Source organism: Pectobacterium polaris (assembly GCF_002307355.1).
Classification (GTDB): Bacteria; Pseudomonadota; Gammaproteobacteria; order Enterobacterales; family Enterobacteriaceae; genus Pectobacterium; species Pectobacterium polare.
Genome location: NZ_CP017481.1, coordinates 4,721,492 through 4,745,361 on the forward strand (window position 1 = coordinate 4,721,492; position 23,870 = coordinate 4,745,361).

General features: G+C 52.8%; 24 protein-coding genes and 1 tRNA gene. 18 read left to right on the forward strand and 7 right to left on the reverse strand.

Annotation, left to right across the window (positions count from 1 at the left end; all coding sequences use genetic code 11):
- Positions 1-61: 61 nt before the first annotated feature.
- Positions 62-2,506: an ATP-dependent helicase HrpB gene (gene hrpB / locus BJJ97_RS21275; protein WP_095995420.1), complete on the reverse strand. Its 2,445-nt coding sequence runs from the start codon at positions 2,504-2,506 to the stop codon at positions 62-64.
- A 92-nt stretch (positions 2,507-2,598) separates the two neighbouring features.
- Between hrpB and thpR the strand changes: the two genes are divergently transcribed.
- The 9 genes from thpR (at position 2,599) to panD (ending at position 10,053) form a co-directional block, all read left to right on the forward strand.
- The gene (gene thpR, locus BJJ97_RS21280; RefSeq protein WP_095995251.1) at positions 2,599-3,129 is read left to right on the forward strand and encodes an RNA 2',3'-cyclic phosphodiesterase; all 531 of its coding nucleotides are present in this window, start codon (positions 2,599-2,601) and stop codon (positions 3,127-3,129) included.
- A gap of 12 nt (positions 3,130-3,141) precedes the next feature.
- On the forward strand, positions 3,142-3,846 hold the full coding sequence (sfsA, locus tag BJJ97_RS21285) for a DNA/RNA nuclease SfsA (RefSeq protein WP_095995252.1): 705 nt from the start codon (positions 3,142-3,144) through the stop codon (positions 3,844-3,846).
- 267 nt (positions 3,847-4,113) lie between these two features.
- Positions 4,114-4,569, forward strand: coding sequence for an RNA polymerase-binding protein DksA (dksA, locus tag BJJ97_RS21290; protein WP_005969032.1), 456 nt, complete (start codon positions 4,114-4,116; stop codon positions 4,567-4,569).
- 128 nt (positions 4,570-4,697) lie between these two features.
- Complete coding sequence (gluQRS, locus tag BJJ97_RS21295; RefSeq protein WP_095995253.1) at positions 4,698-5,630, forward strand: tRNA glutamyl-Q(34) synthetase GluQRS; 933 nt, start codon at positions 4,698-4,700, stop codon at positions 5,628-5,630.
- A gap of 139 nt (positions 5,631-5,769) precedes the next feature.
- Entirely contained in the window at positions 5,770-7,182 is a 1,413-nt protein-coding gene (pcnB, locus tag BJJ97_RS21300) for a polynucleotide adenylyltransferase PcnB (RefSeq protein ID WP_227003610.1), read from the forward strand.
- A complete protein-coding gene (gene folK, locus BJJ97_RS21305; RefSeq protein ID WP_095995254.1) occupies positions 7,179-7,724 on the forward strand; it encodes a 2-amino-4-hydroxy-6-hydroxymethyldihydropteridine diphosphokinase in 546 nt (181 codons plus the stop codon). The genes pcnB and folK overlap by 4 nt, the downstream gene beginning before the upstream one ends.
- Before the next feature lie 108 nt (positions 7,725-7,832).
- Positions 7,833-8,630: a 3-methyl-2-oxobutanoate hydroxymethyltransferase gene (panB, locus tag BJJ97_RS21310; protein WP_095995255.1), complete on the forward strand. Its 798-nt coding sequence runs from the start codon at positions 7,833-7,835 to the stop codon at positions 8,628-8,630.
- Positions 8,631-8,800: 170 nt separating this feature from the next.
- Complete coding sequence (gene panC, locus BJJ97_RS21315; protein WP_039514123.1) at positions 8,801-9,655, forward strand: pantoate--beta-alanine ligase; 855 nt, start codon at positions 8,801-8,803, stop codon at positions 9,653-9,655.
- A 17-nt stretch (positions 9,656-9,672) separates the two neighbouring features.
- Positions 9,673-10,053, forward strand: coding sequence for an aspartate 1-decarboxylase (gene panD / locus BJJ97_RS21320; RefSeq protein WP_039486661.1), 381 nt, complete (start codon positions 9,673-9,675; stop codon positions 10,051-10,053).
- 205 nt (positions 10,054-10,258) lie between these two features.
- Here panD and BJJ97_RS21325 read toward each other — a convergent pair whose 3' ends face one another.
- Both BJJ97_RS21325 and BJJ97_RS21330 read right to left on the reverse strand, forming a co-directional pair.
- Positions 10,259-11,029, reverse strand: a complete 771-nt coding sequence (locus BJJ97_RS21325; protein ID WP_039486554.1) for an ABC transporter permease — start codon at positions 11,027-11,029, stop codon at positions 10,259-10,261.
- On the reverse strand, positions 11,026-11,964 hold the full coding sequence (locus BJJ97_RS21330; protein ID WP_095700308.1) for an ABC transporter ATP-binding protein: 939 nt from the start codon (positions 11,962-11,964) through the stop codon (positions 11,026-11,028). Before BJJ97_RS21330 ends, BJJ97_RS21325 begins: the two co-directional genes overlap by 4 nt.
- 137 nt (positions 11,965-12,101) lie before the next feature.
- Here BJJ97_RS21330 and can point away from each other — a divergent pair, with 137 nt between their 5' ends.
- Positions 12,102-12,743, forward strand: coding sequence for a carbonate dehydratase (can, locus tag BJJ97_RS21335; RefSeq protein ID WP_039486548.1), 642 nt, complete (start codon positions 12,102-12,104; stop codon positions 12,741-12,743).
- Between the two features lie 59 nt (positions 12,744-12,802).
- Here can and hpt read toward each other — a convergent pair whose 3' ends face one another.
- Positions 12,803-13,336, reverse strand: a complete 534-nt coding sequence (hpt, locus tag BJJ97_RS21340; RefSeq protein WP_011094841.1) for a hypoxanthine phosphoribosyltransferase — start codon at positions 13,334-13,336, stop codon at positions 12,803-12,805.
- 152 nt (positions 13,337-13,488) lie between these two features.
- Here hpt and BJJ97_RS21345 point away from each other — a divergent pair, with 152 nt between their 5' ends.
- The gene (locus tag BJJ97_RS21345; protein ID WP_095995256.1) at positions 13,489-13,920 is read left to right on the forward strand and encodes a GNAT family N-acetyltransferase; all 432 of its coding nucleotides are present in this window, start codon (positions 13,489-13,491) and stop codon (positions 13,918-13,920) included.
- On the opposite strand, the gene BJJ97_RS21350 is transcribed toward BJJ97_RS21345, so the two are convergent.
- Together BJJ97_RS21350 and BJJ97_RS21355 are read right to left on the reverse strand one after the other, a co-directional pair.
- Positions 13,921-15,006 carry an ABC transporter ATP-binding protein gene (locus BJJ97_RS21350; RefSeq protein ID WP_095995257.1) on the reverse strand — a complete coding sequence of 362 codons (1,086 nt, stop codon included), beginning with the start codon at positions 15,004-15,006 and terminating at the stop codon, positions 13,921-13,923. It lies immediately after the preceding gene.
- A gap of 4 nt (positions 15,007-15,010) precedes the next feature.
- Positions 15,011-16,633 (reverse strand): ABC transporter permease, encoded by a 1,623-nt coding sequence (locus BJJ97_RS21355; protein ID WP_095995258.1) that lies wholly within the window; start codon positions 16,631-16,633, stop codon positions 15,011-15,013.
- 419 nt (positions 16,634-17,052) lie between these two features.
- Here BJJ97_RS21355 and BJJ97_RS21365 point away from each other — a divergent pair, with 419 nt between their 5' ends.
- The 7 genes from BJJ97_RS21365 (at position 17,053) to nrdF (ending at position 23,595) form a co-directional block, all read left to right on the forward strand.
- Positions 17,053-17,400 carry a YacC family pilotin-like protein gene (locus BJJ97_RS21365; protein ID WP_011094845.1) on the forward strand — a complete coding sequence of 116 codons (348 nt, stop codon included), beginning with the start codon at positions 17,053-17,055 and terminating at the stop codon, positions 17,398-17,400.
- A gap of 108 nt (positions 17,401-17,508) precedes the next feature.
- Positions 17,509-18,372, forward strand: coding sequence for a polyamine aminopropyltransferase (speE, locus tag BJJ97_RS21370; RefSeq protein ID WP_095995259.1), 864 nt, complete (start codon positions 17,509-17,511; stop codon positions 18,370-18,372).
- Between the two features lie 45 nt (positions 18,373-18,417).
- The gene (gene speD, locus BJJ97_RS21375) at positions 18,418-19,212 is read left to right on the forward strand and encodes an adenosylmethionine decarboxylase (protein WP_095700314.1); all 795 of its coding nucleotides are present in this window, start codon (positions 18,418-18,420) and stop codon (positions 19,210-19,212) included.
- Between the two features lie 579 nt (positions 19,213-19,791).
- The gene (nrdH, locus tag BJJ97_RS21380) at positions 19,792-20,031 is read left to right on the forward strand and encodes a glutaredoxin-like protein NrdH (protein WP_014916295.1); all 240 of its coding nucleotides are present in this window, start codon (positions 19,792-19,794) and stop codon (positions 20,029-20,031) included.
- Between the two features lie 10 nt (positions 20,032-20,041).
- The gene (gene nrdI, locus BJJ97_RS21385; RefSeq protein WP_010280810.1) at positions 20,042-20,449 is read left to right on the forward strand and encodes a class Ib ribonucleoside-diphosphate reductase assembly flavoprotein NrdI; all 408 of its coding nucleotides are present in this window, start codon (positions 20,042-20,044) and stop codon (positions 20,447-20,449) included.
- A gap of 77 nt (positions 20,450-20,526) precedes the next feature.
- Positions 20,527-22,608, forward strand: coding sequence for a class 1b ribonucleoside-diphosphate reductase subunit alpha (gene nrdE / locus BJJ97_RS21390; protein WP_230243150.1), 2,082 nt, complete (start codon positions 20,527-20,529; stop codon positions 22,606-22,608).
- Between the two features lie 24 nt (positions 22,609-22,632).
- Entirely contained in the window at positions 22,633-23,595 is a 963-nt protein-coding gene (gene nrdF, locus BJJ97_RS21395; protein WP_014916297.1) for a class 1b ribonucleoside-diphosphate reductase subunit beta, read from the forward strand.
- 132 nt (positions 23,596-23,727) lie between these two features.
- Here nrdF and BJJ97_RS21400 read toward each other — a convergent pair.
- Positions 23,728-23,804, reverse strand: a tRNA-Asp gene (locus BJJ97_RS21400).
- Between the last annotated feature and the right edge of the window lie 66 nt (positions 23,805-23,870).

The following is a 23,870-nucleotide window of genomic DNA, read 5'->3' on the forward strand; positions in this document are numbered from 1 at the left end:
TGCGCTCAAGCCGCCTACTCTGTTTCCAGCCCCTTATTTGGGAAAGCGGAAACGTCTGAAATTAGTGATTCTGATATTTCTTGGTACGTCTCGTCGGAGCCGTATTCGCCGGATCGTCCGGCCAGACATGTTTGGGGTAACGCCCCTTCATCTCTTTTTGCACATCGCGGTACGTGCCTTGCCAAAATGCCGCTAAATCCCGCGTAATCTGTAGTGGACGCTGCGCGGGTGATAAAAGTTCCAATACCAGCGCCACACGCCCTTCCGCCAGCAGCGGGCTCTGTTGCTCACCAAACATTTCCTGCATTCGCACCGACAGCACTGGAGGCTTATCGTCATAATAGGCGATAGGCAAACGACTACCGCCGGGTGCCGTGTAGTGCGTGGGCAGCGCGCTATCCAGCCGCTGGCGCAGCGACCAGTCCAGCAATCGCAGCAGCGCATCGCTCAAATTGATCTGGTGCAGCGCCCGTAAATCACGCACGCCGGACAGTGACGGCTGTAGCCAGATTTCCAGCGTTGCCAGCAGTGTTTCCTCGTCCACTCGCGGCCAGTCAAGCTCAGGTAACCACTGGTGAGCGCACTGTAGCCGGGCGCGTAACTGCAACGCCGCAGCGTCCCAGTTTAATGCATCAATCCCCTGCTCACGAATCCAGGATAGCAGCGCCTGCTGCAATGCCTCATCGGAAGGCTTGTTCAGCGGGCGCGTTCGCAGAGTCAGGCTGCCTATCTGGTCGCGCTGGCTGGCGCGCAGAGTACCCTTTTCTTCGTCCCAGTGCACCACGTTATGTTCACTTATTAATCCGGGCAGTTGTCGTTCCAGCCGCTCAATATCCAGCGGCAACGCCAATAGAATCCGCGCGTCGGCACTCTGGTTATTTTGTAATAGCGCAGGTGCCAGAAGCCATTCAGTGCCTGATAACGCCTCATCAGCCGACATCATCGCACCGCTGCCGTTAGCAAGCTGGTAGCGTCCATCCTGACTGCGCCGCCGAGCGATGCGGTCAGGGAAAGCCTGTGCCAGCAGCCAGTCGGCGTCGCTACCGTCAATGCGCCCTGAAGCCGTCGATAAACGGCGCGTCAGCTGTTTTGCCCGCCGCAACCAATGCGGCAATGGGCGATGCAGCCAGTCAGCCAGATTGATCGACCCACTACGTGGTGGCTCTTCGAGTATCGCCGCCAGACATCCGGCGGTGGCTAATGCATCTGAACCTTGCTGTGACGCGGCATACAGCATCGTCGCCAGTCGGGCATCGCAGCCTAACGCGGCTATTTTCCGACCCTCGGCAGTCAGCCGATCTTGTTTATCGGTAATACCAAGCTGGCGTAGCAGCTGGCGTGCGGCATAAAGCGCAGGAACTGGCGGGGTATCCAGCCAGGTTAACTGCGCCACATCGGTACAGCCCCACTGTAATAAATCCAGCCAGATACTGCTTAAATCGCTATTCAGTATCTCGGCTTCACTCTGTGCAGCCGCGCGTTCTGCCTGCTCACGAGAGCACAAATGCCAGCATATACCGGGGCTTAAACGTCCGGCACGCCCGGCGCGCTGCACCATCGACGCCTGACTGATTCGCTGCGTCACCAGTCGAGTGACGCCACTTTTCACATCAAAGCTGGCTACGCGTTCAAGGCCGCTATCCATCACCAGCCGGATCCCTTCAATCGTCAGACTGGTTTCAGCAATATTGGTGGCTAACACCACCTTACGACGACCTGGCTCAGCGGGCAGAATCGCCTTTTGCTGCTCCGCCAGCGTCAATGCCCCATATAAAGGACAAAGATCTGTCTCGCTCGACACGCTATTTTCCAGCAGCGCCTGCACACGGCGAATCTCCGCGACACCGGGCAAAAACAGCAGCAGCGAACCATCTTCTTCACTGAGCAAACGCCGCACCTGCCGCGCAACGCCTTCTTCCAAACGCTCCTGACTGTTCAACGGGGCATAACACCGCTCTACCGGATAGCTGCGGCCTTCGGAAATCACGCAGACGGCTTCCGGCAGCAGCGCTGCCAGCCGCGCATTGTCGAGCGTCGCGGACATAATCAGCAGCTTTAAGTCTTCACGCAGCCCTTGTTGCACATCGAGCAACAGCGCCAATGCCAAATCGGCCTGCACGCTGCGCTCGTGAAACTCATCAAGGATAATCAGCGCCACGCCTTGCAGTTCCGCATCTTGTTGCAGCAAACGGGTCAGCATGCCTTCGGTGACGACTTCCAGCCTCGTTGCGTCACTCACGCAGCTTTCCGACCGCATGCGATAGCCTATGGTTTTCCCCGGTTCTTCACCTAGCTGCTGCGCCAACCGCCAAGCCACGCTCTTTGCCGCCAGACGGCGTGGCTCCAGCATGATGATGCGCCCGTTCAGGTTGCCCTGTTGCAGCAACTGCAACGGCAGCCAGGTCGATTTCCCCGCACCCGTTGGGGCATTGAGCAGCACCTGAGGCGCGTTATGTAGCGCCGTTATCACATCATCCAGCACGGCGCTGACGGGCGGTAAAATCACAGACATCTCCGTATAAGGTTAACTTTCAGCGGCGAGCATTGTAGCATCTGGATGAATGTAGCATCTGATGGAATCAGAACAGAGAGATCGCCATGTCAGCCACCCGCCGCCTGTTTTTTGCCTTATCACTGCCGGAAGCCACACAGCAAGAGATTATCCGCTGGCGTGCCGAACACTTCCCTCTGGAAGCGGGTCGGCCAGTCGCGGCGGCTAATCTTCATCTGACGCTGGCGTTTTTAGGCGATGCCAGCGAGCAAAAAGCGCAGGTCTTGCAGACATTGGCAGGCCGCATCCACCAGCCCGCCTTTTCCCTTACGCTGAATGACGCTGGGCACTGGCCGCGTCCCGGTGTGGTCTGGCTGGGCTGCCGTCGTGCACCGCGCGGGCTGCTACAATTGGCGGAACTGCTGCACTCTCAGGCCGCGCGCAACGGCTGCTATCAAACAGCACTGCCGTTTCACCCACACATTACGCTATTACGTGGCGCGACTCGCCCCGTCGCGATTCCCCCTGCCACCTTTAGCTGGCAGGTCGACATGACGCACTTTTCGCTTTATGAATCACTTTTCGACAATGGCAAAACCCGCTATCAACAGTTGGAAAGCTGGTCATTTATTAAATAGAACAGGACACGCATGGACTATACCCCACGTTTACAACCTGCTCGGTTGATTAAACGTTACAAACGTTTTTTGGCCGATGTCGTAACCCCGGAAGGCGAAACGTTCACGCTGCACTGTGCCAATACCGGTGCGATGACGGGCTGTGCAACACCCGGCGATACCGTCTGGTACTCCACATCGGATAACCCTAAGCGCAAGTACGCCCAGAGCTGGGAACTGACTGAAACACAACAAAATCACTGGATTTGTGTCAATACTCTGCGTGCCAACACATTATTGTACGAAGCCTTATTAGAAAATCGCATAGAAGAGTTGGCGGGCTACCCAGACGTAAAAACGGAAGTAAAATACGGTACGGAAAATAGCCGAGTCGACCTGCTTTTACAGGCGCCGGACAGGATTGACTGCTATATTGAGGTGAAATCTGTCACATTATTGCAACATGAATGTGGTTACTTTCCCGATGCGGTTACACTCAGAGGACAAAAGCATCTGCGTGAGCTGCAACAGATGGTTTCCAATGGAAAACGCGCCGTCCTTTTTTTCGCCGTGCTCCATTCAGGCATCCAGCAGGTTTCTCCCGCTCGGCATATTGATTCACGCTATGCGGAATTATTTATCGAAGCACAACAGGCTGGGGTTGAAATTTTATGTTACGGCTCCACATTAGGCCCTGACGGTATTAAATTGACGCATAAGCTACCGTTGTTGGGATGAAGTACCAACATGGCATAACACGCCGAACGTACCACCAAAGGCGTAACACATTGTTTCTTATTTAATGTAAGCAGGTTGTTCCTCACACTTTATCAGGCCGGTGTCAGGAAGCATTGCCAACCCCATCTTCATCTGCTATTTATAGCGGCCTGTTTTTTCCCCCCTTGGGGGCCGATATACCCAGATAGCTGAAGTTATGGCCAACAACGCCGCAATTTCACTGCATAAAAGGGTATTATGCGTGTCGTGTTATGTAGGAGAAGCAACATGCAAGAAGGGCAAAACCGTAAGACATCTTCTCTGAGCATTCTCGCAATTGCCGGAGTAGAGCCGTACCAAGAGAAGCCGGGCGAAGAGTATATGAACGACGCTCAGCTGGCTCATTTCAAGCGTATTCTTGAAGCATGGCGCAACCAACTCATGGATGAAGTGGATCGTACGGTATCGCACATGCGCGATGAAGCCGCTAATTTCCCCGATCCCGTGGATCGCGCAGCGCAGGAAGAAGAATTCAGTCTCGAACTGCGTAACCGTGACCGTGAGCGCAAGCTGATCAAGAAAATCGCCAAAACCTTGGTGAAAATCGAAGATGAGGATTTCGGATTCTGTGAATCCTGTGGCGTCGAGATTGGCATCCGCCGTCTGGAAGCACGTCCGACCGCCGATCTGTGTATCGACTGCAAAACGTTGGCAGAGATACGCGAAAAGCAAATGGCAGGCTAATTTTCCTGTCCAGAATCGGCTCCTGCCCGTCGCAGGGGCCGACTCCAGGTACTCTACCGCTGATGAATGATGTTCATCACTCTATCTTCTGTCTGGATAAAACGCTGACGAGATAGCACCAACTTCTTATGTCTGGAACAACTGGTTTTACCGAAACGCATCATTATGTTGGGCGTTTTGCCCCCTCTCCTTCTGGTGACCTGCATTTTGGCTCACTGATCGCCGCACTGGGTAGTTATCTGCAAGCTCGTTCCCAACAAGGGCGCTGGCTGGTACGCATTGAAGACATCGACCCGCCACGGGAAATTCCCGGCGCAGCCTCCCGTATCCTTGCACAATTAGACCATTACGGCCTGTATTGGGACGGCGAGGTGATTTACCAGTCACAGCGGCATGCACGTTACCGAGAGATTCTTCAGCAACTTCAACAGCAGGGCATGAGCTACTACTGCACCTGTACGCGTAGCCGTATTCAGCAGCTAGGTGGGCACTATGACGGCTATTGTCGGACGCGTAATCTGCCCTCCGATAACGCCGCGCTACGCCTGCGCCAGACAACGCCAGTATTTCACTTTCACGATAAATTGCGTGGCGAGCTGTATGCCGACACGGCACTCGCTCAGGAGGATTTTATTATCCACCGTCGTGACAGGCTGTTTGCCTATAATCTGGCCGTCGTGATCGACGATAACGATCAAGGTATTACGGAGATCGTGCGCGGTGCCGATCTGATCGAACCAACAGTGCGGCAGATTTCGCTCTATCAGCAGTTGGGCTATGCGATCCCGACCTACGTTCATCTGCCGCTGGTGCTGAATACCGAGGGAAATAAGCTTTCCAAGCAAAATCATGCACCAGCGCTGCCGAATAGCGATCCGCGTCCCGTGCTGCTGGCTGCACTGCAATTCTTGAACCAACCACTGCCGGAGAACGGTCAGGATATGACGCTTTCCGCACTTCTGGCCTGGTCTGTCGCGCACTGGTCCCTTGATGTTGTCCCGTTACAGGCGGCAATAAACCCGTCCGCGATCACATCGGCATTCTCAAAGGGGCATTGGTGAGCTATGATTAGCCGCTATTTTTAGTGACGCACTCTCTTTGGCCGTCACATTTGCAGGCCGTCGCTGGGTCGACGTCAAAAACGTTTCCCAGAAATTTTTTGCTGTGCCGTTGATTTATCCATCACTATCGAGGTGTATTATCTTTTCCCGAGTTGCTAATTTTTGTCGTAAGGTACTGAATCGTGAGAACGAAATGGTCGAATCAGAGGAACCGCGCCAGCATATGACGGTGATTCCGCGTGACCAACATACTATTTCACGCAGCGATATCAGCGATAACGCGCTGAAAGTACTTTATCGCCTGAACAAAGCGGGCTACGAGGCTTATCTGGTTGGCGGCGGCGTACGCGACCTGCTGCTGGGCAAAAAGCCGAAAGATTTTGATATCACCACTAACGCCACACCCGATCAGGTGCGCAAGCTATTCCGCAACTGTCGTTTGGTCGGGCGTCGTTTCCGTCTCGCCCATATCATGTTCGGGCCAGAGGTGATTGAAGTTGCCACATTCCGTGGTCACCACGAACAGCATCAGGAACAGCAAGAAGTCAAAAATTCCTCTCAGCAGGCCCAAAGCGGCATGCTGTTACGCGACAATATTTTTGGCTCCGTTGAAGAAGATGCCCAGCGCCGCGATTTTTCGATCAACAGCCTCTACTACAGCATTGCTGATTTCAGCGTACGTGACTATACCGATGGCCTGAACGATCTGCGTCAGGGCGTTATCCGTATGATTGGCGATCCCGAAACGCGCTACCGTGAAGACCCAGTGCGTATGCTGCGCGCCGTCCGTTTCGCTGCTAAGCTGAACATGACGGTCAGCCCAGAAACCGCCGAGCCGATTCCTCGTTTGGCCTCATTGCTGCACGATATTCCTGCGGCGCGCATGTTTGAAGAGTCACTGAAGCTGCTTCAGTCAGGTTATGGCTATCCAACCTATAAAATGCTGTGTGAATACCAGCTGTTCCAGCCGCTTTTCCCGCTGCTGAGTCGCTACTTCACACCAAACGGCGATTCCACACTGGAACGCATGGTTGCACAGGTGCTGAAAAACACCGATCAGCGTCTGCAAAACGACATGCGGGTGAATCCGGCATTTTTGTTCTCCGCCATGCTGTGGTATCCGCTGATTGAACATGCACAAAAATTGGCGCAGGAAAGCGGACTGGCCTACCTCGATGCCTTCTCGCTGGCGATGAACGATATACTGGATGAGCAGTGCCGTTCTCTGGCAATTCCTAAGCGCATTACGTCTTTAGTCCGTGATATCTGGCAGTTGCAAATGCGTCTGTCTCGTCGTCAGGGTAAACGTGCTTATAAGCTGATGGAACACCCTAAATTCCGCGCCGCGTATGACCTGCTTTGCCTGCGTGCCGAAATCGAAAACCATCAGGAGCTGCTGCGCTTGGCTCAGTGGTGGGGAGAGTTCCAGGTTGCCGCACCGCCTCGTCAGCAAAACATGCTGAAATCACTGGATGACGGCCCAACGCCACATCGTCGTTCCCGTCCTCGTCGACCGCGTAAACCAACAGCGGCACGCGGAAATCAAGCATGACGATACGTGTGTATCTGGCGCTGGGCAGCAATCTTGCCCAGCCTTTGCAACAGGTGCGTGCAGCATTATCTGCGCTGGACGCGATTCCACATACTCGCGTCGTTTGCTGTTCCTCGTTTTATCGTAGCCGTCCGCTTGGCCCGCAAGATCAGCCAGACTACCTCAACGCCGTTGTTGAACTGGAAACCGCACTAGCAGCCGAATCGCTGCTGGATCACACACAAGCCATCGAGCTGGAACAAGGTCGCGAACGCAAGGAGCATCGCTGGGGCCCACGCACGTTAGATCTGGACATTCTGCTGTTTGGCGATGTCGTCATCCAGACTGAACGACTGACCGTGCCGCATTACGACATGAAAAATCGTGAATTCATGCTCTACCCGCTCGCAGAAATCGCCCCTGAACTGGCATTCCCCGACGGCGAAACCCTCGCCCAGCGGTTAACCCATGTCGACCGCAACGGCCTGACCCTATGGGATAATACACAGTGGGATGCTGAACCGTGTGATGACGAGAAACCGACCGGAACATTTGGTCACTAGTAATCCCTCCCATCTGTAACTTGAAGCGCGACGGGTATATCGCTACACGTCGGCTTACATTAGAATGTCCCCCTCAATTCTTCGCCCTATTGACATAGGAAGACCGTCATGAAACCGACGACTATCTCCCACTTGCGCCAATGGAAACAAGATCAGCGAAAATTCGCTACGATTACCGCTTACGACGCCAGTTTCTCTCGCCTGTTTTTCGAGCAAGGCATCCGCGTGATGCTGGTGGGTGACTCACTGGGAATGACCGTACAAGGTCACGATTCCACATTGCCCGTGACCACACATGATATCGTTTACCACACGCAGTGTGTCCGCCGTGGCGCACCGCTGGCACTGGTTCTCTCCGATATGCCTTTTATGACCTATGCCACGCCGGAACAAACGTTCAGCCAGGCAGCAGAACTGATGCGCGCAGGTGCAAATATGGTGAAGCTGGAAGGCGGAAGCTGGCTTGCTCCGACGGTAAAAATGCTGACCGAACGCGCCGTGCCGGTTTGTGGTCATCTGGGTCTGACGCCGCAGTCCGTTAATATCTTCGGCGGCTATAAAATTCAGGGCCGGAGCGAAAGCGATGCCAATCAGCTACTGGCCGATGCCCTTGCGCTTGAAGAAGCAGGTGCTCAGTTGCTGGTGCTGGAATGCGTACCTGTCGCCCTGGCCAAGCGCGTAACAGACGCCCTGTCGATTCCGGTAATCGGTATTGGCGCCGGCAACGTTACCGACGGGCAGATTCTGGTCATGCATGATGCCTTCGGTATTACCGGTGACAACACGCCTAAGTTTGCCAAGAACTTTCTGGCGCCAAGCGGTGGTGATATCCGCGCGGCAGTGCGTTTGTATGCACAAGAAGTTGAACAGGGTATTTACCCGGCCGAAGAACATTCATTTCATTAAAAAACAAGCATTCCGTTAATCGGGCTATGCCCTAAATAATTCGAGTTGCAGGAAGGCGGCAAGAGAAAGAATCCCGATGAGCTTACTTGGGTAAGTGATTCGGGTGAGTGAACGTAGCCAACGCACATGCAGCTTGAAGTATGACGGGGATATTTTTTAGGAGTACGAGTGTGTTAATTATCGAAACCCCTCTGCTGCTGCGCCGCGAGGTTCGTCGCTGGCGTCAGGAAGGGAAACGCATTGCTTTAGTTCCCACCATGGGTAATTTGCATGACGGGCACATGACGCTGGTCGATGAAGCCAGAGCGCGTGCCGATATCGTTATTGTCAGCGTTTTTGTCAATCCTATGCAGTTTGAGCGGCCAGATGATTTAGCCCGCTACCCCCGGACGTTGCAGGAAGACTGCGAGAAATTGAATCGCCGTGGTGCCGATCTGGTTTTCGCACCGAGCCCAGATGTGATATACCCCAATGGACTGGAGTCGCAAACGTTTGTCGATGTGCCCGGCCTGTCCTCCTTGTTGGAAGGTGCCAGTCGCCCCGGCCATTTTCGGGGCGTTGCGACCATCGTCAGCAAGCTGTTCAATCTGGTACAGCCGGATGTCGCCTGCTTCGGCGAGAAAGATTACCAGCAGCTAGCACTGATTCGGCAGCTCGTTCGCGATATGGGCTATGACATTGATATCGTCGGCGTCCCTACCGTGCGTGCAAAAGACGGTTTGGCATTGAGTTCACGTAATGGGTATCTCAGTGCGGAAGAACGCCAGCGGGCACCGTATGTTTATCAGGTGATGATGGACATGGCGACACAGTTGGACAACGGCGATCGCCAGATAGACACCTTGCTGGAACAGGCAGCAGACAAGCTGCGTGAAGCGGGCTTTACGCCTGATGAACTGTTTATCCGCGATGCTGATACGCTGCAACCGCTGAGCGCGGCCAGCACGCGTGCTGTGATTTTGATGGCTGCCTGGTTAGGCAAGGCCAGATTGATTGATAACCACCAGGTCGATTTGACTGTATGAACCGAGGTAACAAAGCGATGATACGTACCATGCTGCAAGGCAAGCTGCACCGGGTCAAAGTAACTCAGGCTGACTTGCATTATGAAGGCTCTTGCGCCATCGATCAGGATTTTATGGATGCCGCAGGCATTCTGGAATACGAAGCGATTGATATCTACAACGTTGATAACGGTCAGCGTTTCTCTACCTACGCCATTTCGGGCGAAAGAGGCTCACGCATTATCTCTGTGAACGGTGCTGCCGCTCGCCGTGCCAGCGTGGGTGACAAACTGATTATCTGCTCCTATGTGCAGATGTCCGACGAGCAGGCCAGAAGCCACAGCCCGAAGGTTGCCTATTTCTCTGGCGATAACGAGCTGCAACGTCAGGCAAAAGCGATTCCGGTTCAGGTTGCCTAATCGCCAAGTTTCTGACGGAATCGAGCGGTAGTAATGGATAGATCGTAAAGACGCTGCAAGTACGTCCTTGTAAGCTCGAGCCGCGCCATCCCTGGCGCGGACGCTTTACTCTTCTATTCCATTACTACCGTTTTCACTTCTTAAATCAGTCTGCAAAAAGCTAATACGGTGTTACCACCGCCTTCTCATTTACAGAATTGACACACTACGTCCGCAGCCCGCGTCCGCGCTCAATCAGCCACCAGACCAGCAGATAAAACACCACGATAAAGGCAATCAGCACCGACATGGTGAACAGCAACGGTACATCCTGAATGCCAAGGAAGCCGTAGCGGAAACCGCTGATCATATACACCACTGGATTCAGCTTGGAAACGGCCTGCCAGAACGGCGGCAGCAGCGTCAGTGAGTAAAACACCCCACCCAGATAGGTCAGCGGCGTTAACACAAACGTCGGAATCAGGCTGATATCATCAAAAGTTTTCGCAAAGACCGCATTCAATAACCCCGCCAGCGAGAACAACGTCGCCGTCAGCAAGAGCGTCAGAACAATGATCCACCAGGCATGAACATGCAGCGGGACAAAGAACAGCGATACCGCGGTCACCAATACCCCGACACATACGCCACGCGCGATCCCGCCGCCAATATAACCCGCGATGATCACGTGAGTTGGCACCGGCGCGACCAGCAGCTCTTCAATATTGCGTTGAAATTTGGCGCTGAAAAAGGAAGAGGCCACGTTGGCATAAGCGTTGGTAATGACTGCCATCATGATCAGGCCCGGAACGATAAACTGCATGTAGGTGAAACCATGCATGTCACCAATACGTGAGCCGATCAGGTTGCCGAAAATAATAAAGTACAGCGTCATGGTGATCACTGGCGGCACCAGCGTCTGAATCCAGATACGCCCAAATCGGGTGACTTCTTTCACCCAGATACTCTGTAGTGCTACCCAATACAAATGCATCATGCCTTTTCTCCCTTACCGTTCGCCCCGTCCCCATTAACCAAGGTGACAAACAGCTCTTCCAACCGGTTCGCTTTATTACGCATACTTAATATCGTTATCCCCTGCGCGCTTAGCTGGCTGAATAACGCGTTCAGACCTTGCTCGCGCATCACATCCACTTCCAGCGTTGACGTATCCGTCAGGCGGAACGCATAGCCTTCAAGCTGTGGCAGCGGGCTTTTCGCCGGCAGATCAAAAATAAACGTTTCGGACTTCAGCTGAGCAAGCAGTTGCTTCATCGAGGTGTTCTCCACCAGCTCACCCCGCTGAATGATCCCGATGTTGCGGCACAGCATTTCCGCTTCTTCCAGATAGTGCGTCGTCAGGATAATCGTGGTGCCCTGCGCGTTCAGCTCCTTCAAAAAGCCCCACATGGAACGACGTAATTCGATATCCACACCGGCGGTCGGTTCATCAAGAATCAGCAGCTTAGGCTCGTGCATTAACGCACGCGCAATCATCAGGCGACGCTTCATCCCACCGGACAGCATCATCGCTTTTTCGTTGCGTTTCCCCCACAGATCGAGCTGTTTCAGGTATTTTTCGGCACGCTGCAACGCATCCTGACGTTTCACGCCATAATAGCCGGCCTGATTAACCACAATCTGTAATACCGTTTCAAAGGGATTGAAGTTAAATTCCTGCGGGACCAACCCCAGTTGGCGTTTCGCATTCACTTTGTCCAGCTCAAGGTCATAGCCGAAGACGCGAACTTTACCGGCCGTTTTATTCACCAGCGAGCTGATAATCCCTATCGTGGTCGATTTTCCCGCGCCATTTGGCCCCAGAAGCGCATAGAAATCCCCCGCTTCCACGTTCAGGTCGATCCCCCGTAGCGCTTGGACGCCTCCCGAATAGGTTTTGGTTAGTTGCGCCAGTTCCAGTGCATATGTCATAAGAAATGGATTGCCTTATTATCAGTGAATTCTACAGATTTGAAGTATGACGGAGATAAACTATCGTTTTTCAAACGACGCATGTTGCCTTATATTACTCCTCACTGCCCCTTGTTTGTTACAGGTCATTTACTTTCATGAAAGAAATTGAAACGCTCATCGCGAACAACCAGCTTTGGTCTAAAACGATGGTGGAAGAGGATCCTGGCTATTTTGAACGTCTGGCGCAGGCACAACGTCCCCGTTTTCTATGGATTGGATGCTCGGACAGTCGCGTACCTGCGGAAAGTCTGACCAGCCTTGAGCCTGGTGAACTGTTTGTTCACCGCAACGTCGCCAATCTGGTTATTCACACCGACCTCAATTGCCTGTCTGTCGTGCAATATGCCGTCGAAGTTCTCGAAGTCGAACATGTCATTATCTGCGGCCACTACGGCTGCGGCGGTGTTCAGGCTGCGGTGGAAAACCCAGAATTGGGTTTGATTAACAACTGGCTGCTGCATATCCGTGATTTGTGGTACAAGCATAGTTCGCTGCTGGGGGAATTGCCTCCCGAACAGCGGCTGAATACGCTCTGTGAAATCAACGTTGTCGAGCAGGTTTATAACCTCGGCCACTCCACCATCATGCAGTCCGCCTGGAAGCGTGGGCAGAAGGTTACGATCCACGGTTGGGTTTACGGTATTCAGGATGGCCGTCTGCGCGATCTGGAAGTGACTGCGACCAATCGGGAGACGCTGGAACAGCGTTATCGCCGCGCGATTTCTACCCTGTCTTGATTCGCTGCCTGACGCCCACTCGCTGGGCGTCGCTCACGGCATCGGCCTTATCTGGTACGCTATTCCTGCGGAACAACCTTCCCGACGTAAGGTAAATGGCGATAGTGCTGGGCATAGTCGATGCCGTAACCCACCACAAACTCATCAGGGATCGAGAATCCAACCCACTCGACTTTCACCGCCACTTCACGGCGCTCTGGTTTATCCAGCAGCGTACAGATAGCCAGTGATTTCGGCTCACGCAGTTGCAGAATTTCCCGCACCCTGCTCAGCGTATTGCCCGAATCGATAATATCTTCAACGATCAATACGTCTTTGCCGCGAATATCCTCATCCAGATCTTTCAGGATCTTAACATCGCGCGTACTGTTCATACCGCTGCCATAGCTGGATGCCGTCATGAAATCCACTTCGTGAGGGACATCGATCGCTCGGCATAAATCGGCCATAAAGATAAACGATCCGCGCAATAGCCCCACCAGTACCATATCGCTGCCGCTATCACGGTAGTGTTCGCTGATCTGTTGCCCCAGTTCGGTAACCCGCGCCATCACTTCCTGCTCAGAAATCATGACTTCCACGGTATGTTTCATCATACTGATAACTCTTTGAAGTAAGGTATTCAGCACCATCGACAAAATGACAGAATCATTATCGATGATGCGCCAATGCTGACGTTTTAATCAGCCCGGGCAATGCCCAAGCGCGCGAAGTATATCAGAAACCACACCATGAAGGAGACACCATGCGTACACCACCAGTGGATGTTTGCTACAAAGTGAATGCCCCGCTTTCCAGCCAGCAGTTCATTGAGCTGTTGGCGAAAACCTCATTGGGGCCGCGCCGCCCGCTGGATGATGAGACAGCAATTGCAGGTATGCTTAAGCACGCCAACCTGCTGGTTTCCGCGTGGCAAGGGGAGACGCTGGTTGGGATCGCGCGCAGCGTGACGGATTTTCATTTTTGCTGTTATCTGTCCGATCTGGCGGTGTCAGAGGACTGTCAGCATGCGGGAATAGGTAAGAAGCTGATTCAACAAACCGCTCAGCAGCTTGAAAAAGGCTGCAAAATTATTTTGCTGGCTGCGCCGCTGGCGGTGGATTACTACCCGAAATTAGGGTTTGAAAAGCACAATAGCACCTGGCTTATGCCAGCAGCAGACCTGCACGAGGCGTAATCATTTCGTTTCAGGGCCGTCAGCCGGACTGCTGACGGCGGGTAAAGCAGGATACAAGACCGGAGGATCCGTCTTAATGCTTAAACGCACCTGTTGTCCTGGCTCAAACCAGTTGCCGGTCTGCACCAGCAGCATCAGCTCTCCCATCTTCACCCGATACAAATTTGATGTGCCCATAAATAGCCTATCTTCGATCGACGCCGGGCCATCGGGATCGAGCGCCAGCGCCACGTCTGCCGGACGTACCATCCAGTCGCATTGTGAATCCATCGGCTGATTGAGCGGATGTGTCGCCTGATGATCGCCCAATGGGCTTTGCCATTGATGGTCGCTCATAATTTTCACAGGTAAATAGTTGGTATTCCCCATAAAATCAGCGACAAAGCGGCTATTCGGTCGATGGTACAGCTCGGATGGATAACCCTGCTGCATAATCTTCCCTTCATCCAGCAGAATCAGATGGTCGGCGCAGGCAAAGGCCTCTTCTCGGCTGTGCGTAGCGAAAACCGCCGCAACATGACGCTGCTTCAGAACCTGCCGTAATTCGGTGATCAGGCGGTAGCGAGTCTGGCTGTCCAGACCAGGGAAGGGTTCATCCAGCAACAGAATTTTCGGCTCACAGGCCAGCGCACGGGCAATCGCCAAACGCTGCTGCTGTTCATTGGACAGCTCATGTGGGTAACGCGCAGCGACATCATCCAGCTGTAAGAGCGCCATCATCTCCGCACAGATTGGCTTCACCTCGCTTTCCGGGCGGCCATATAAACCAAACGCTATATTACCTTCCACCGTCAGATGCGGAAAGAGCGCATAGTCCTGAAAAATCAGGCCAACCTGACGCAGTTCCGGCAGGACGTACTCTTGCGGCGAGCTAACGAGCTCACCCTCCAGCAAAACCTTGCCCTGAGTAATCGGCAGCAGGCCCGCGATCACCTGTAATAGCGCCGTTTTGCCACAGCCGTTTCGCCCCAACAGGCAGATCGTCTCATCGTCGCGTACGGCAAAGGAGATGTTCTCCAACACAGGAGACTGCTGCAACGTACAACTTACCGCCTGAACGCTCAGAATATCTATCGACGCGGCCATGTCATTATCCTTTTATATTCAGTGCGCGATTCAGCCAGAAAACGGGGATTAACCCTACCGCCACCAGCACCAGTGCAGGAAAGGCAAATGACGCTACTTGCTCACTCGCCGTAAAGCGGAAAACATACGTTGCCAACGTATCAACCCCGAAAGGACGCAGCAGCAGCGACACATTCAGCTCTTTCATACTTTCCGTAAAAATCAACAACGCCCCAATGAACAGGCTGCTGCGCAGCAGCGGGATATGCACACGTGACCAGCGGCTGAGGGGGGAAGCGCCCAGAACAAGACTCGCACTGTCCAGCGATCGCGGAATGCCTTCCATGCTGCGCTCAAGGCTGTCCAGCATCAGACGCCCAAATTTAACGCTGTAGGCGAGGATGAGAATAAACAGCGATCCCGCCAGCAAAGCCTCCGTTGGAGGTAACCCCGCGGCGATGGCAAACAGATTAATTCCGCTGTCCACCAGCGACAGCAAGGTAAACAGTCCGACAGCCAGTACCGCGCCGGGCAAGGCAAAACTCAGGCTGACGAGCCGAACCGGCGTCTGATTAGCAAATATCCCGGCCGTGCGCGTATAGAAAATAAACGACAGCGCCATTAACGTAATGACAACGGTCGCGATGGCGGACGCCAACAGGCTATTCATCACCGCGTGGAGGAACGCCATATCCCACACCGACATCATGTGCCGGATCGCCAGAAAGAGTAGATACAGCACCGGCAAGATGAACGACAGACAAACGATTCCCCAGCAATAACTGCGCACCACCTTGCTGCGCCACCCGTTCAACACAGGCGGAACCACCCGAGCAGCATTTGCTTGAGCTTGATAAATTTTCTGCTTCCGACGCCAGAAATTAACCAAAAACATCAAGAGAAAGATCGCGGGCAAAATCAACACGCCAAGGCGTGCTGCCGCACCAAGATCACCCTGCTTCTGCCAGATATCCAGCACCTGTGTTGTCATGGTTGGGGTATCAAGATAAGACGCCGCGCCATAATCGCCCAGCGTTTCGACCACCACTAGCGCGCTACCGCAGGCAATCGCAGGCAGAGCAATAGGTAAACATAAGCGGCGGAATACCTGAGTGCGCGTCTGATTCAGTAAACGCGCCGAATGGATAAGGCTGGCGGGCTGTTTCACCAGCGCTTCTCGCACCAACAGGTAAATATAGGGGTAGAACACCAGTGCCAGCACCAAACTTATGCAACCCAGCGAAACGGGTAGCCCAGCAACGTGGGATTCACTCCACGACGAGGCGATTTGCAGCCCGCCTTCCTGCAACAAGCGGGACAGATGCCGTAACACATCGGTATAAAGGTAGGCGAGCAGGAACGCGGGCATCGCAAGCGGCAGGCAAAGCGCCCATTGCAGTACGCGATGACCGGGAAAACGGTACATGGCGATAAACCAGGCGGAAGGCAACCCAAACAGCAAACTGAAGAACAGCGTGCCAATCACGATGACCGCAGAATGTATCAGGTAGGTGGGTAACCCGATTTGCCACAGTTGGGTAAATCCCATCCCATCGGCAAAAAAAGCCTGATAAAAAATCGTTGCTAAAGGAAGCAGCAACAGTCCCGCCAACAACCAACTACTGACGCGCCAGACACCGGAGATCATAGAATAAAAACTGTATTAGATGAGATCGCTGTTATTAATAACAGAGGCTGACGGCGGCGTCATCGTATCAAACAGCGATAAATGGGCTTTAATCCTGCGATTAACTCGAGGCGATTTCCATCACCGACCGTCACTAAAATAAAAATCAACTATTTCAATAGATTGCGATTATTGGTTTTCCACCTTTTCACCACTCATTTTTTATCGCAATCCCCTAAATAATTCGAGTTGCAGGCAGGCGGCGACACAGCGAATCCCCAGGAGCTTACATAAGTAAGTGACTGGGGTGAGCGAGGAAAGCCAACGCACATGCAGCTTGAAGAATGACGGGGATATCAGATGTTTCCCGTAAGAAAACTTGGAACCGCATGGGATATCTGTGATAACGTCATCTGACAACATTTGGAACAGGTTCAACCATGAAAAACTCTGCGCTGGCTCTGCTCCTGCTAAGCCTGATGAGCTTCTCTTCCGCCAGCAAGGCGCTGAATGAATTTGAAGCGGAAGATCTGGCCGATCTGACCGCGATCTTTGTTTATCTGAAAAATCACTGTGGCTATCAAGATCTACCGAATGAACAGATTCGTCGGACACTGGTCGCCTTTGCTCAGCAAAATCGCTGGGATCTCAGCAATTATAACGCTTACGATATGACGGCGATGGGTGAAGACAGCTATCGCGACCTGAGTAAAATCGCTATCCCGACGCCGAAGAAATGCCAGTCTCTGGCACGTAATTCACTGGGTCTGCTCTCCTACGCACAATAGTTTCCTCCCTCCTCCGCGCTGACTGAAATTTGACCGTGCAAGCGGTAAAAGAGTCGGCTATGATGGCGCGCCAATTTTCATGGCTGTTATCGCGGAGGAAGCCCTAACATGTCCCAGAAAGAAATTTGGTATGAAACCCTACATGCCAACTTTGGCCAGTACTTTTCGGTTGATCGCGTGCTCTATCATGAGAAGACCGATCATCAAGATCTCATCATCTTTGAAAACGACGCATTAGGTCGCGTGATGGCGCTTGACGGCGTGGTGCAAACCACCGAGCGCGATGAATTCATCTATCACGAAATGCTCACCCACGTTCCCCTTCTGTCACACGGCAGTGCCAAACGCGTACTGATTATCGGTGGCGGCGATGGCGGTATGCTGCGGGAAGTCAGCCGGCACCGCGGCGTCGAACATATCACGATGGTAGAAATCGATGCAGGCGTGGTGGAATTTTGTCGCCAGTATCTGCCCAATCACAGCGCCGGTAGCTATGACGACCCGCGTTTTAATCTGGTGATTGATGACGGCGTTAACTTCGTCAGGCAGTGCAGCGAAAGATTTGACGTCATTATTTCCGATTGCACCGACCCTATCGGCCCCGGCGAAAGCCTGTTCACCTCCGATTTCTATCAGGGCTGCGCCCGTTGCCTGAACGAAGGCGGGATTTTTGTCGCGCAGAATGGCGTGTGCTTCCTGCAACAGGATGAAGCCGTCGGCAGCCATAAAAAACTCAGCCACTATTTCAAGGATGTCAGCTTTTATCAGGCGGCGATCCCGACTTACTACGGCGGCATTATGACGTTCGCCTGGGCCAGCAATAACCCGGCGCTGCGTCAGATAGACGCCACCACGCTGCGCCAACGTTTTGCACAATCCGCTATCGCCTGTCGCTATTACACGCCTGATGTTCACATCGGCAGCTTTGCCCTGCCACAGTATCTGCTGAGCGCGCTACAGAATGCGCAATAATCCATCACTTAGGATAATCACACCACCACAAGGGGGTGACTTAAATTGCACAAGCTGAAACTACACGGCTTTAACAACCTGACGAAAAGCCTGAGTTTTTGTATCTACGATATCTGTTACACCAAAACGGCCGACGATCGCGATGGCTATATCGCCTATATCGACGAACAATATAACGCTAACCGTTTAACAGAAATCCTCACTGAAACCTGCTCAATTATCGGTGCCAACGTCCTTAACATCGCGCGTCAGGATTACGATCCACAAGGTGCCAGCGTGACCATTCTGGTCAGCGAAGAACCCATCGACCCACGAGATGTCGATACCTCGGAACATCCGGGGCCGTTGCCTCATTCTGTTGTTGCGCATCTGGATAAAAGCCATATCTGTGTTCATACCTACCCAGAAAGCCATCCAGAAGGCGGGCTTTGTACCTTCCGCGCAGATATCGAAGTCTCTACCTGTGGCGTAATTTCGCCGCTGAAGGCGCTGAACTACCTCATCCACCAGCTTGAATCCGATATTGTGACCATCGACTATCGCGTGCGGGGATTTACCCGTGATGTCAACGGCATAAAACATTTCATCGATCATCAGATCAATTCGGTTCAGAACTTCATGTCTGAGGATATGAAAGCGCTCTATCACATGATGGACGTGAACGTGTATCAGGAAAATATCTTCCATACTAAGATGCTATTGAAAGACTTCGACCTGAAACACTATCTGTTCAACGTCAGCCCTGAAGAGCTCAGCGCTGCCGAACGGAAAAGAATCACCGATCTGCTGTATCACGAAATGCAGGAAATTTATTACGGCAGAAACCTGCCCGTCCTGTAATTGACGGCCTCAGGCAGCGATGCTGCCTGATATTGCTGACAAAGTCGTAGAGCGGTAATAACGGATAGATCGTAAAGACGCTGTGAATACCTCCCTGTACGCTCGAGCCGCGACATCCCTGTCGCGGACGCTTTACTCTTCTATTCCGTTACTACCGTTTTCGTTCGGAGAATAAGTTTGTCGATAGACTTTATCCTGAGATACTCGGGGCTATCTATCAGGCATTGTCATCAACCAGAACTACCGTTCTATTCTGATCGGGTAAAGCAGCCCTCTCCTTTCCTTTTAGTTTTTTCGCACACTATTTCGTCAAAAATGATGCGCGTCACATTTATTTCTTTCTGCATTTTCTGCTTGCATTCTCTCCCAGCCTTGCTGCATCTGGGTTTGCGTCAATTGGTATAAGGTCAACTAAAAATCATATATCTTGTGTGGTTGAAATTTAAAACACCTACATCTAGTATTCTTTGTGTGGTGCTCGCGTAACGGGTCGCTACACAGTGGATCGGTTCGGGTGCACATGCCCTGAAGATAGCCGCTCCGACATACTTCTTTCACGCCAAAGGGTAAATACGAATCATGCGTATTACTATTTTCACTAAGCCAGATTGTGTTCAATGCAACGCCACATGCCGTGCGCTGGACAAGCAAGGAATTAACTATCAACTGGTGGACTTAACTGAAGATGAACAGGCGTTACAGCAGGTAAGAGCGTTGGGCTATCAACAGGTACCCGTCGTGATGACGGCCGACGATCATTGGAGCGGCTTCCGCCCGGATAAGATCAGTACTCTGAACGCCGCCCTGCAATTGCAGTAAGGGGGGCAATATGAACCCGCTGGTCTATTTCTCCAGCCAGTCGGAAAACACGCATCGCTTCATTTCCAGGGTTGGCCTGCCAGCCCTGAGAATCCCGATAGCGACAGAACAGCCTGCATTGAAAGTTGATCGCCCCTATATTCTGGTTGTCCCCAGCTACGGCGGAGGCAGCACGAAAGGGGCTGTGCCGCGTCAGGTCATCATCTTTCTCAACGATCCACACAATCGCGCTTATCTGCGCGGCGTGATTGCCGCAGGCAATACTAATTTCGGTGCAGCGTACTGCATCGCTGGCGACATCATTGCGCAGAAATGTCAGGTGCCTTACCTGTACCGCTTTGAATTGCTCGGCACGGCAGAAGACGTTGCAAATGTGCGTAAGGGAGTAACTGAATTTTGGCAACAACAGACCACGTGAGTGCAAAGGCAACCAAGGCCGAAGCGGACGCCCACTCGCTCGATTACCATACACTCGACTACCATGCGCTTAACGCGATGCTTAACCTCTACGACGCAGAGGGGAATATCCAGTTCGAGATGGATAAGCTCGCGGCACGCCGTTATTTCCTACAGCATGTGAACCAGAACACCGTGTTCTTCCACAATCTGGAAGAAAAACTGCGTTATCTGGTGGAAGAAGGCTATTACGAAGCGGACGTGCTGGATCAGTATCACTTTGATTTCATCAAAAGCCTTTTCCAGCAGGCTTACGCTCACAAGTTCCGCTTTCAAACCTTTCTGGGTGCGTTCAAATACTACACTGGCTATACGCTGAAAACCTTTGACGGTAAACGCTATCTGGAGCGCTACGAAGATCGCGTCTGCCTTGTGGCGCTGACTCTCGCCAAAGGGGATACCGCACTCGCTAGTGCACTGGTCGATGAGATCATCAGCGGACGCTTCCAGCCCGCCACTCCCACATTCCTCAACTGCGGTAAAAAGCAGCGCGGTGAGCTGGTCTCCTGCTTCCTGCTGCGCATTGAAGACAATATGGAGTCGATTGGTCGAGCGATTAATTCCGCACTTCAGCTCTCAAAACGCGGCGGCGGCGTGGCCTTCATGCTCAGCAACATCCGCGAAACCGGTGCACCGATCAAACGTATCGAAAACCAGTCGTCCGGCATTATCCCTATCATGAAAATGCTGGAGGATGCGTTCTCCTACGCCAACCAGCTTGGAGCGCGTCAGGGCGCGGGGGCGGTGTACCTCAATGCGCATCACCCAGATATTCTGCGTTTTCTGGATACCAAGCGGGAAAACGCCGATGAGAAAATCCGCATCAAGACGCTGTCTTTAGGCGTGGTCATCCCCGATATCACATTCCAATTGGCGAAGAATAATCAGGTGATGTACCTGTTCTCGCCTTATGATGTCGAGCAGGTTTATGGCGTGCCGCTATCAGAAATTAGCGTCACCGAAAAATACCATGAGATGGTAAACGACAAGCGCATCCGTAAATCCCAAATCAAGGCGCGCGAATTCTTCCAGATCCTCGCCGAAATCCAGTTCGAGTCTGGTTATCCCTACATGATGTTTGAGGATACGGTGAACCGCGCGAACCCGATTCATGGCCGCATCAACATGAGTAACCTGTGCTCTGAGATTTTGCAGGTCAACGAGGCCAGCCTGTACGACGACGATCTTGGCTACAGCCACATTGGTAAAGACATCTCCTGTAACCTCGGCTCGATGAATATCGCCAACGCCATGGCCTCGCCCGATTTCGGCCAGACGGTTGAAATGGCGATCCGCGCGCTGACCGCCGTTTCCGATATGAGCCACATCAGCTCCGTGCCATCCATCGAAAAAGGCAACGACCAATCGCATGCAATTGGTTTAGGTCAGATGAACCTGCACGGCTATCTGGCGAAAGAGCGGATTTTTTACGGTACAGAAGAAGCCGTCGATTTCACCAATATCTATTTCTACACCGTCGCTTTCCACGCAATTCGGGCATCGAATGCGTTAGCGATAGAGCGGAACCAGCGCTTCTCAGGCTTTGAACTCTCAACATACGCCACGGGCGAGTATTTTGATAAGTACATCGAGCAAATCTGGGAACCCACAACGGCACGCGCACGTGAGCTGTTTGAACAGGCTAGCATCCACATTCCCACCCAGCAGGACTGGGCGGCACTGCGCGAATCCGTTATTGCGCACGGCATTTACAACCAGAACCTGCAGGCAGTTCCGCCGACCGGTTCGATTTCATATATCAACCACTCGACGTCCAGCATCCACCCGATTGTGTCACGTATCGAAATTCGTAAAGAGGGCAAGATTGGTCGCGTCTACTACCCTGCCCCTTACATGAACAATGACAATCTGGAGTATTACCAGGATGCCTATGAAATCGGGCCGCAGAAGATTATCGACACCTATGCCGCTGCCACGCAGCACGTCGATCAGGGGCTGTCGCTGACGCTGTTCTTCCGCGATACCGCTACCACACGCGACATCAATAAAGCGCAGATCTACGCCTGGACCAAAGGCATTAAGACTATTTATTACATTCGCATACGGCAGATGGCGCTGGAAGGCACCGAAGTTCAGGGTTGTGTGTCCTGTGCGCTCTAAGCCATCGCGGAAGGAAATCGAAGCATGACCGCACTCACTCGCGTCCAGGCGATTAACTGGAACAAAATTGAAGACGACAAAGATTTGGAAGTCTGGAATCGGCTGACGTCTAACTTCTGGTTGCCGGAAAAGGTGCCGCTCTCTAACGATATTCCGTCGTGGAGTACGCTGAATGCCCGCGAGCGTCAGTTGACGATCCGCGTGTTCACTGGCCTGACGCTGTTAGATACCATCCAAAATACGCTGGGTGCACCGACGCTCATGCCCGATGCGGTGACGCCACATGAAGAAGCCGTGCTGTCTAACATCAGCTTTATGGAAGCGGTGCATGCTCGTTCGTACAGCTCTATTTTCTCGACGCTGTGTCTAACCAGCGAAGTCGATGATGCGTATCGCTGGAGCGAAGAGAATACGGCGCTACAGAAAAAGTCCGACATTATTCTGTCGCACTATCGCAGTGACGATCCGCTGATGAAGAAAGTCGCCAGCGTGTTTCTGGAGTCGTTCCTGTTCTACTCAGGGTTTTACCTGCCGATGTACTGGTCAAGCCGTGCCAAACTGACCAACACGGCGGATTTGATCCGGCTTATCATCCGCGACGAAGCGGTACACGGCTACTATATTGGCTATAAATTCCAGCGCGGGTTAGCGAAGGTCGATTCCGCTCGTCAGCAGCAGGTGAAAAATTTCGCCTACGATCTGCTACAGGATTTGTATGACAATGAGGTGTTGTATACGCAGGAACTCTATGACGGCGTCGGTTGGACGGAAGACGTGAAGAAATTCCTCCACTACAACGCAAACAAAGCGCTGATGAATCTGGGCTATGAAGCGCTGTTCCCTGCCAGCATGACGGATGTGAATCCCGCGATTCTCTCGGCGCTATCGCCAAACGCGGATGAGAACCACGACTTCTTCTCTGGCTCCGGTTCATCTTATGTGATCGGTAAAGCCGTCAACACCGAAGACGAAGATTGGGACTTCTAAAAAAACGGCCATCGCTCTCTGGGTGGCCGCCTTTTTCTACAGCTCTTTTCCACCGCACTTTTTACAGCATTTTTTACAACCCAGAAAATGAAAAAGCCCTGAATCATTGCTGATTCAGGGCCTTCATATAAGTGGCGGAACGGACGGGGCTCGAACCCGCGACCCCCTGCGTGACAGGCAGGTATTCTAACCAACTGAACTACCGCTCCACTCGTGCTCACTGAGCGGGTTGAATACTAAGATGGCGGCAGTATTACGTCAATGCTTTTTATAAC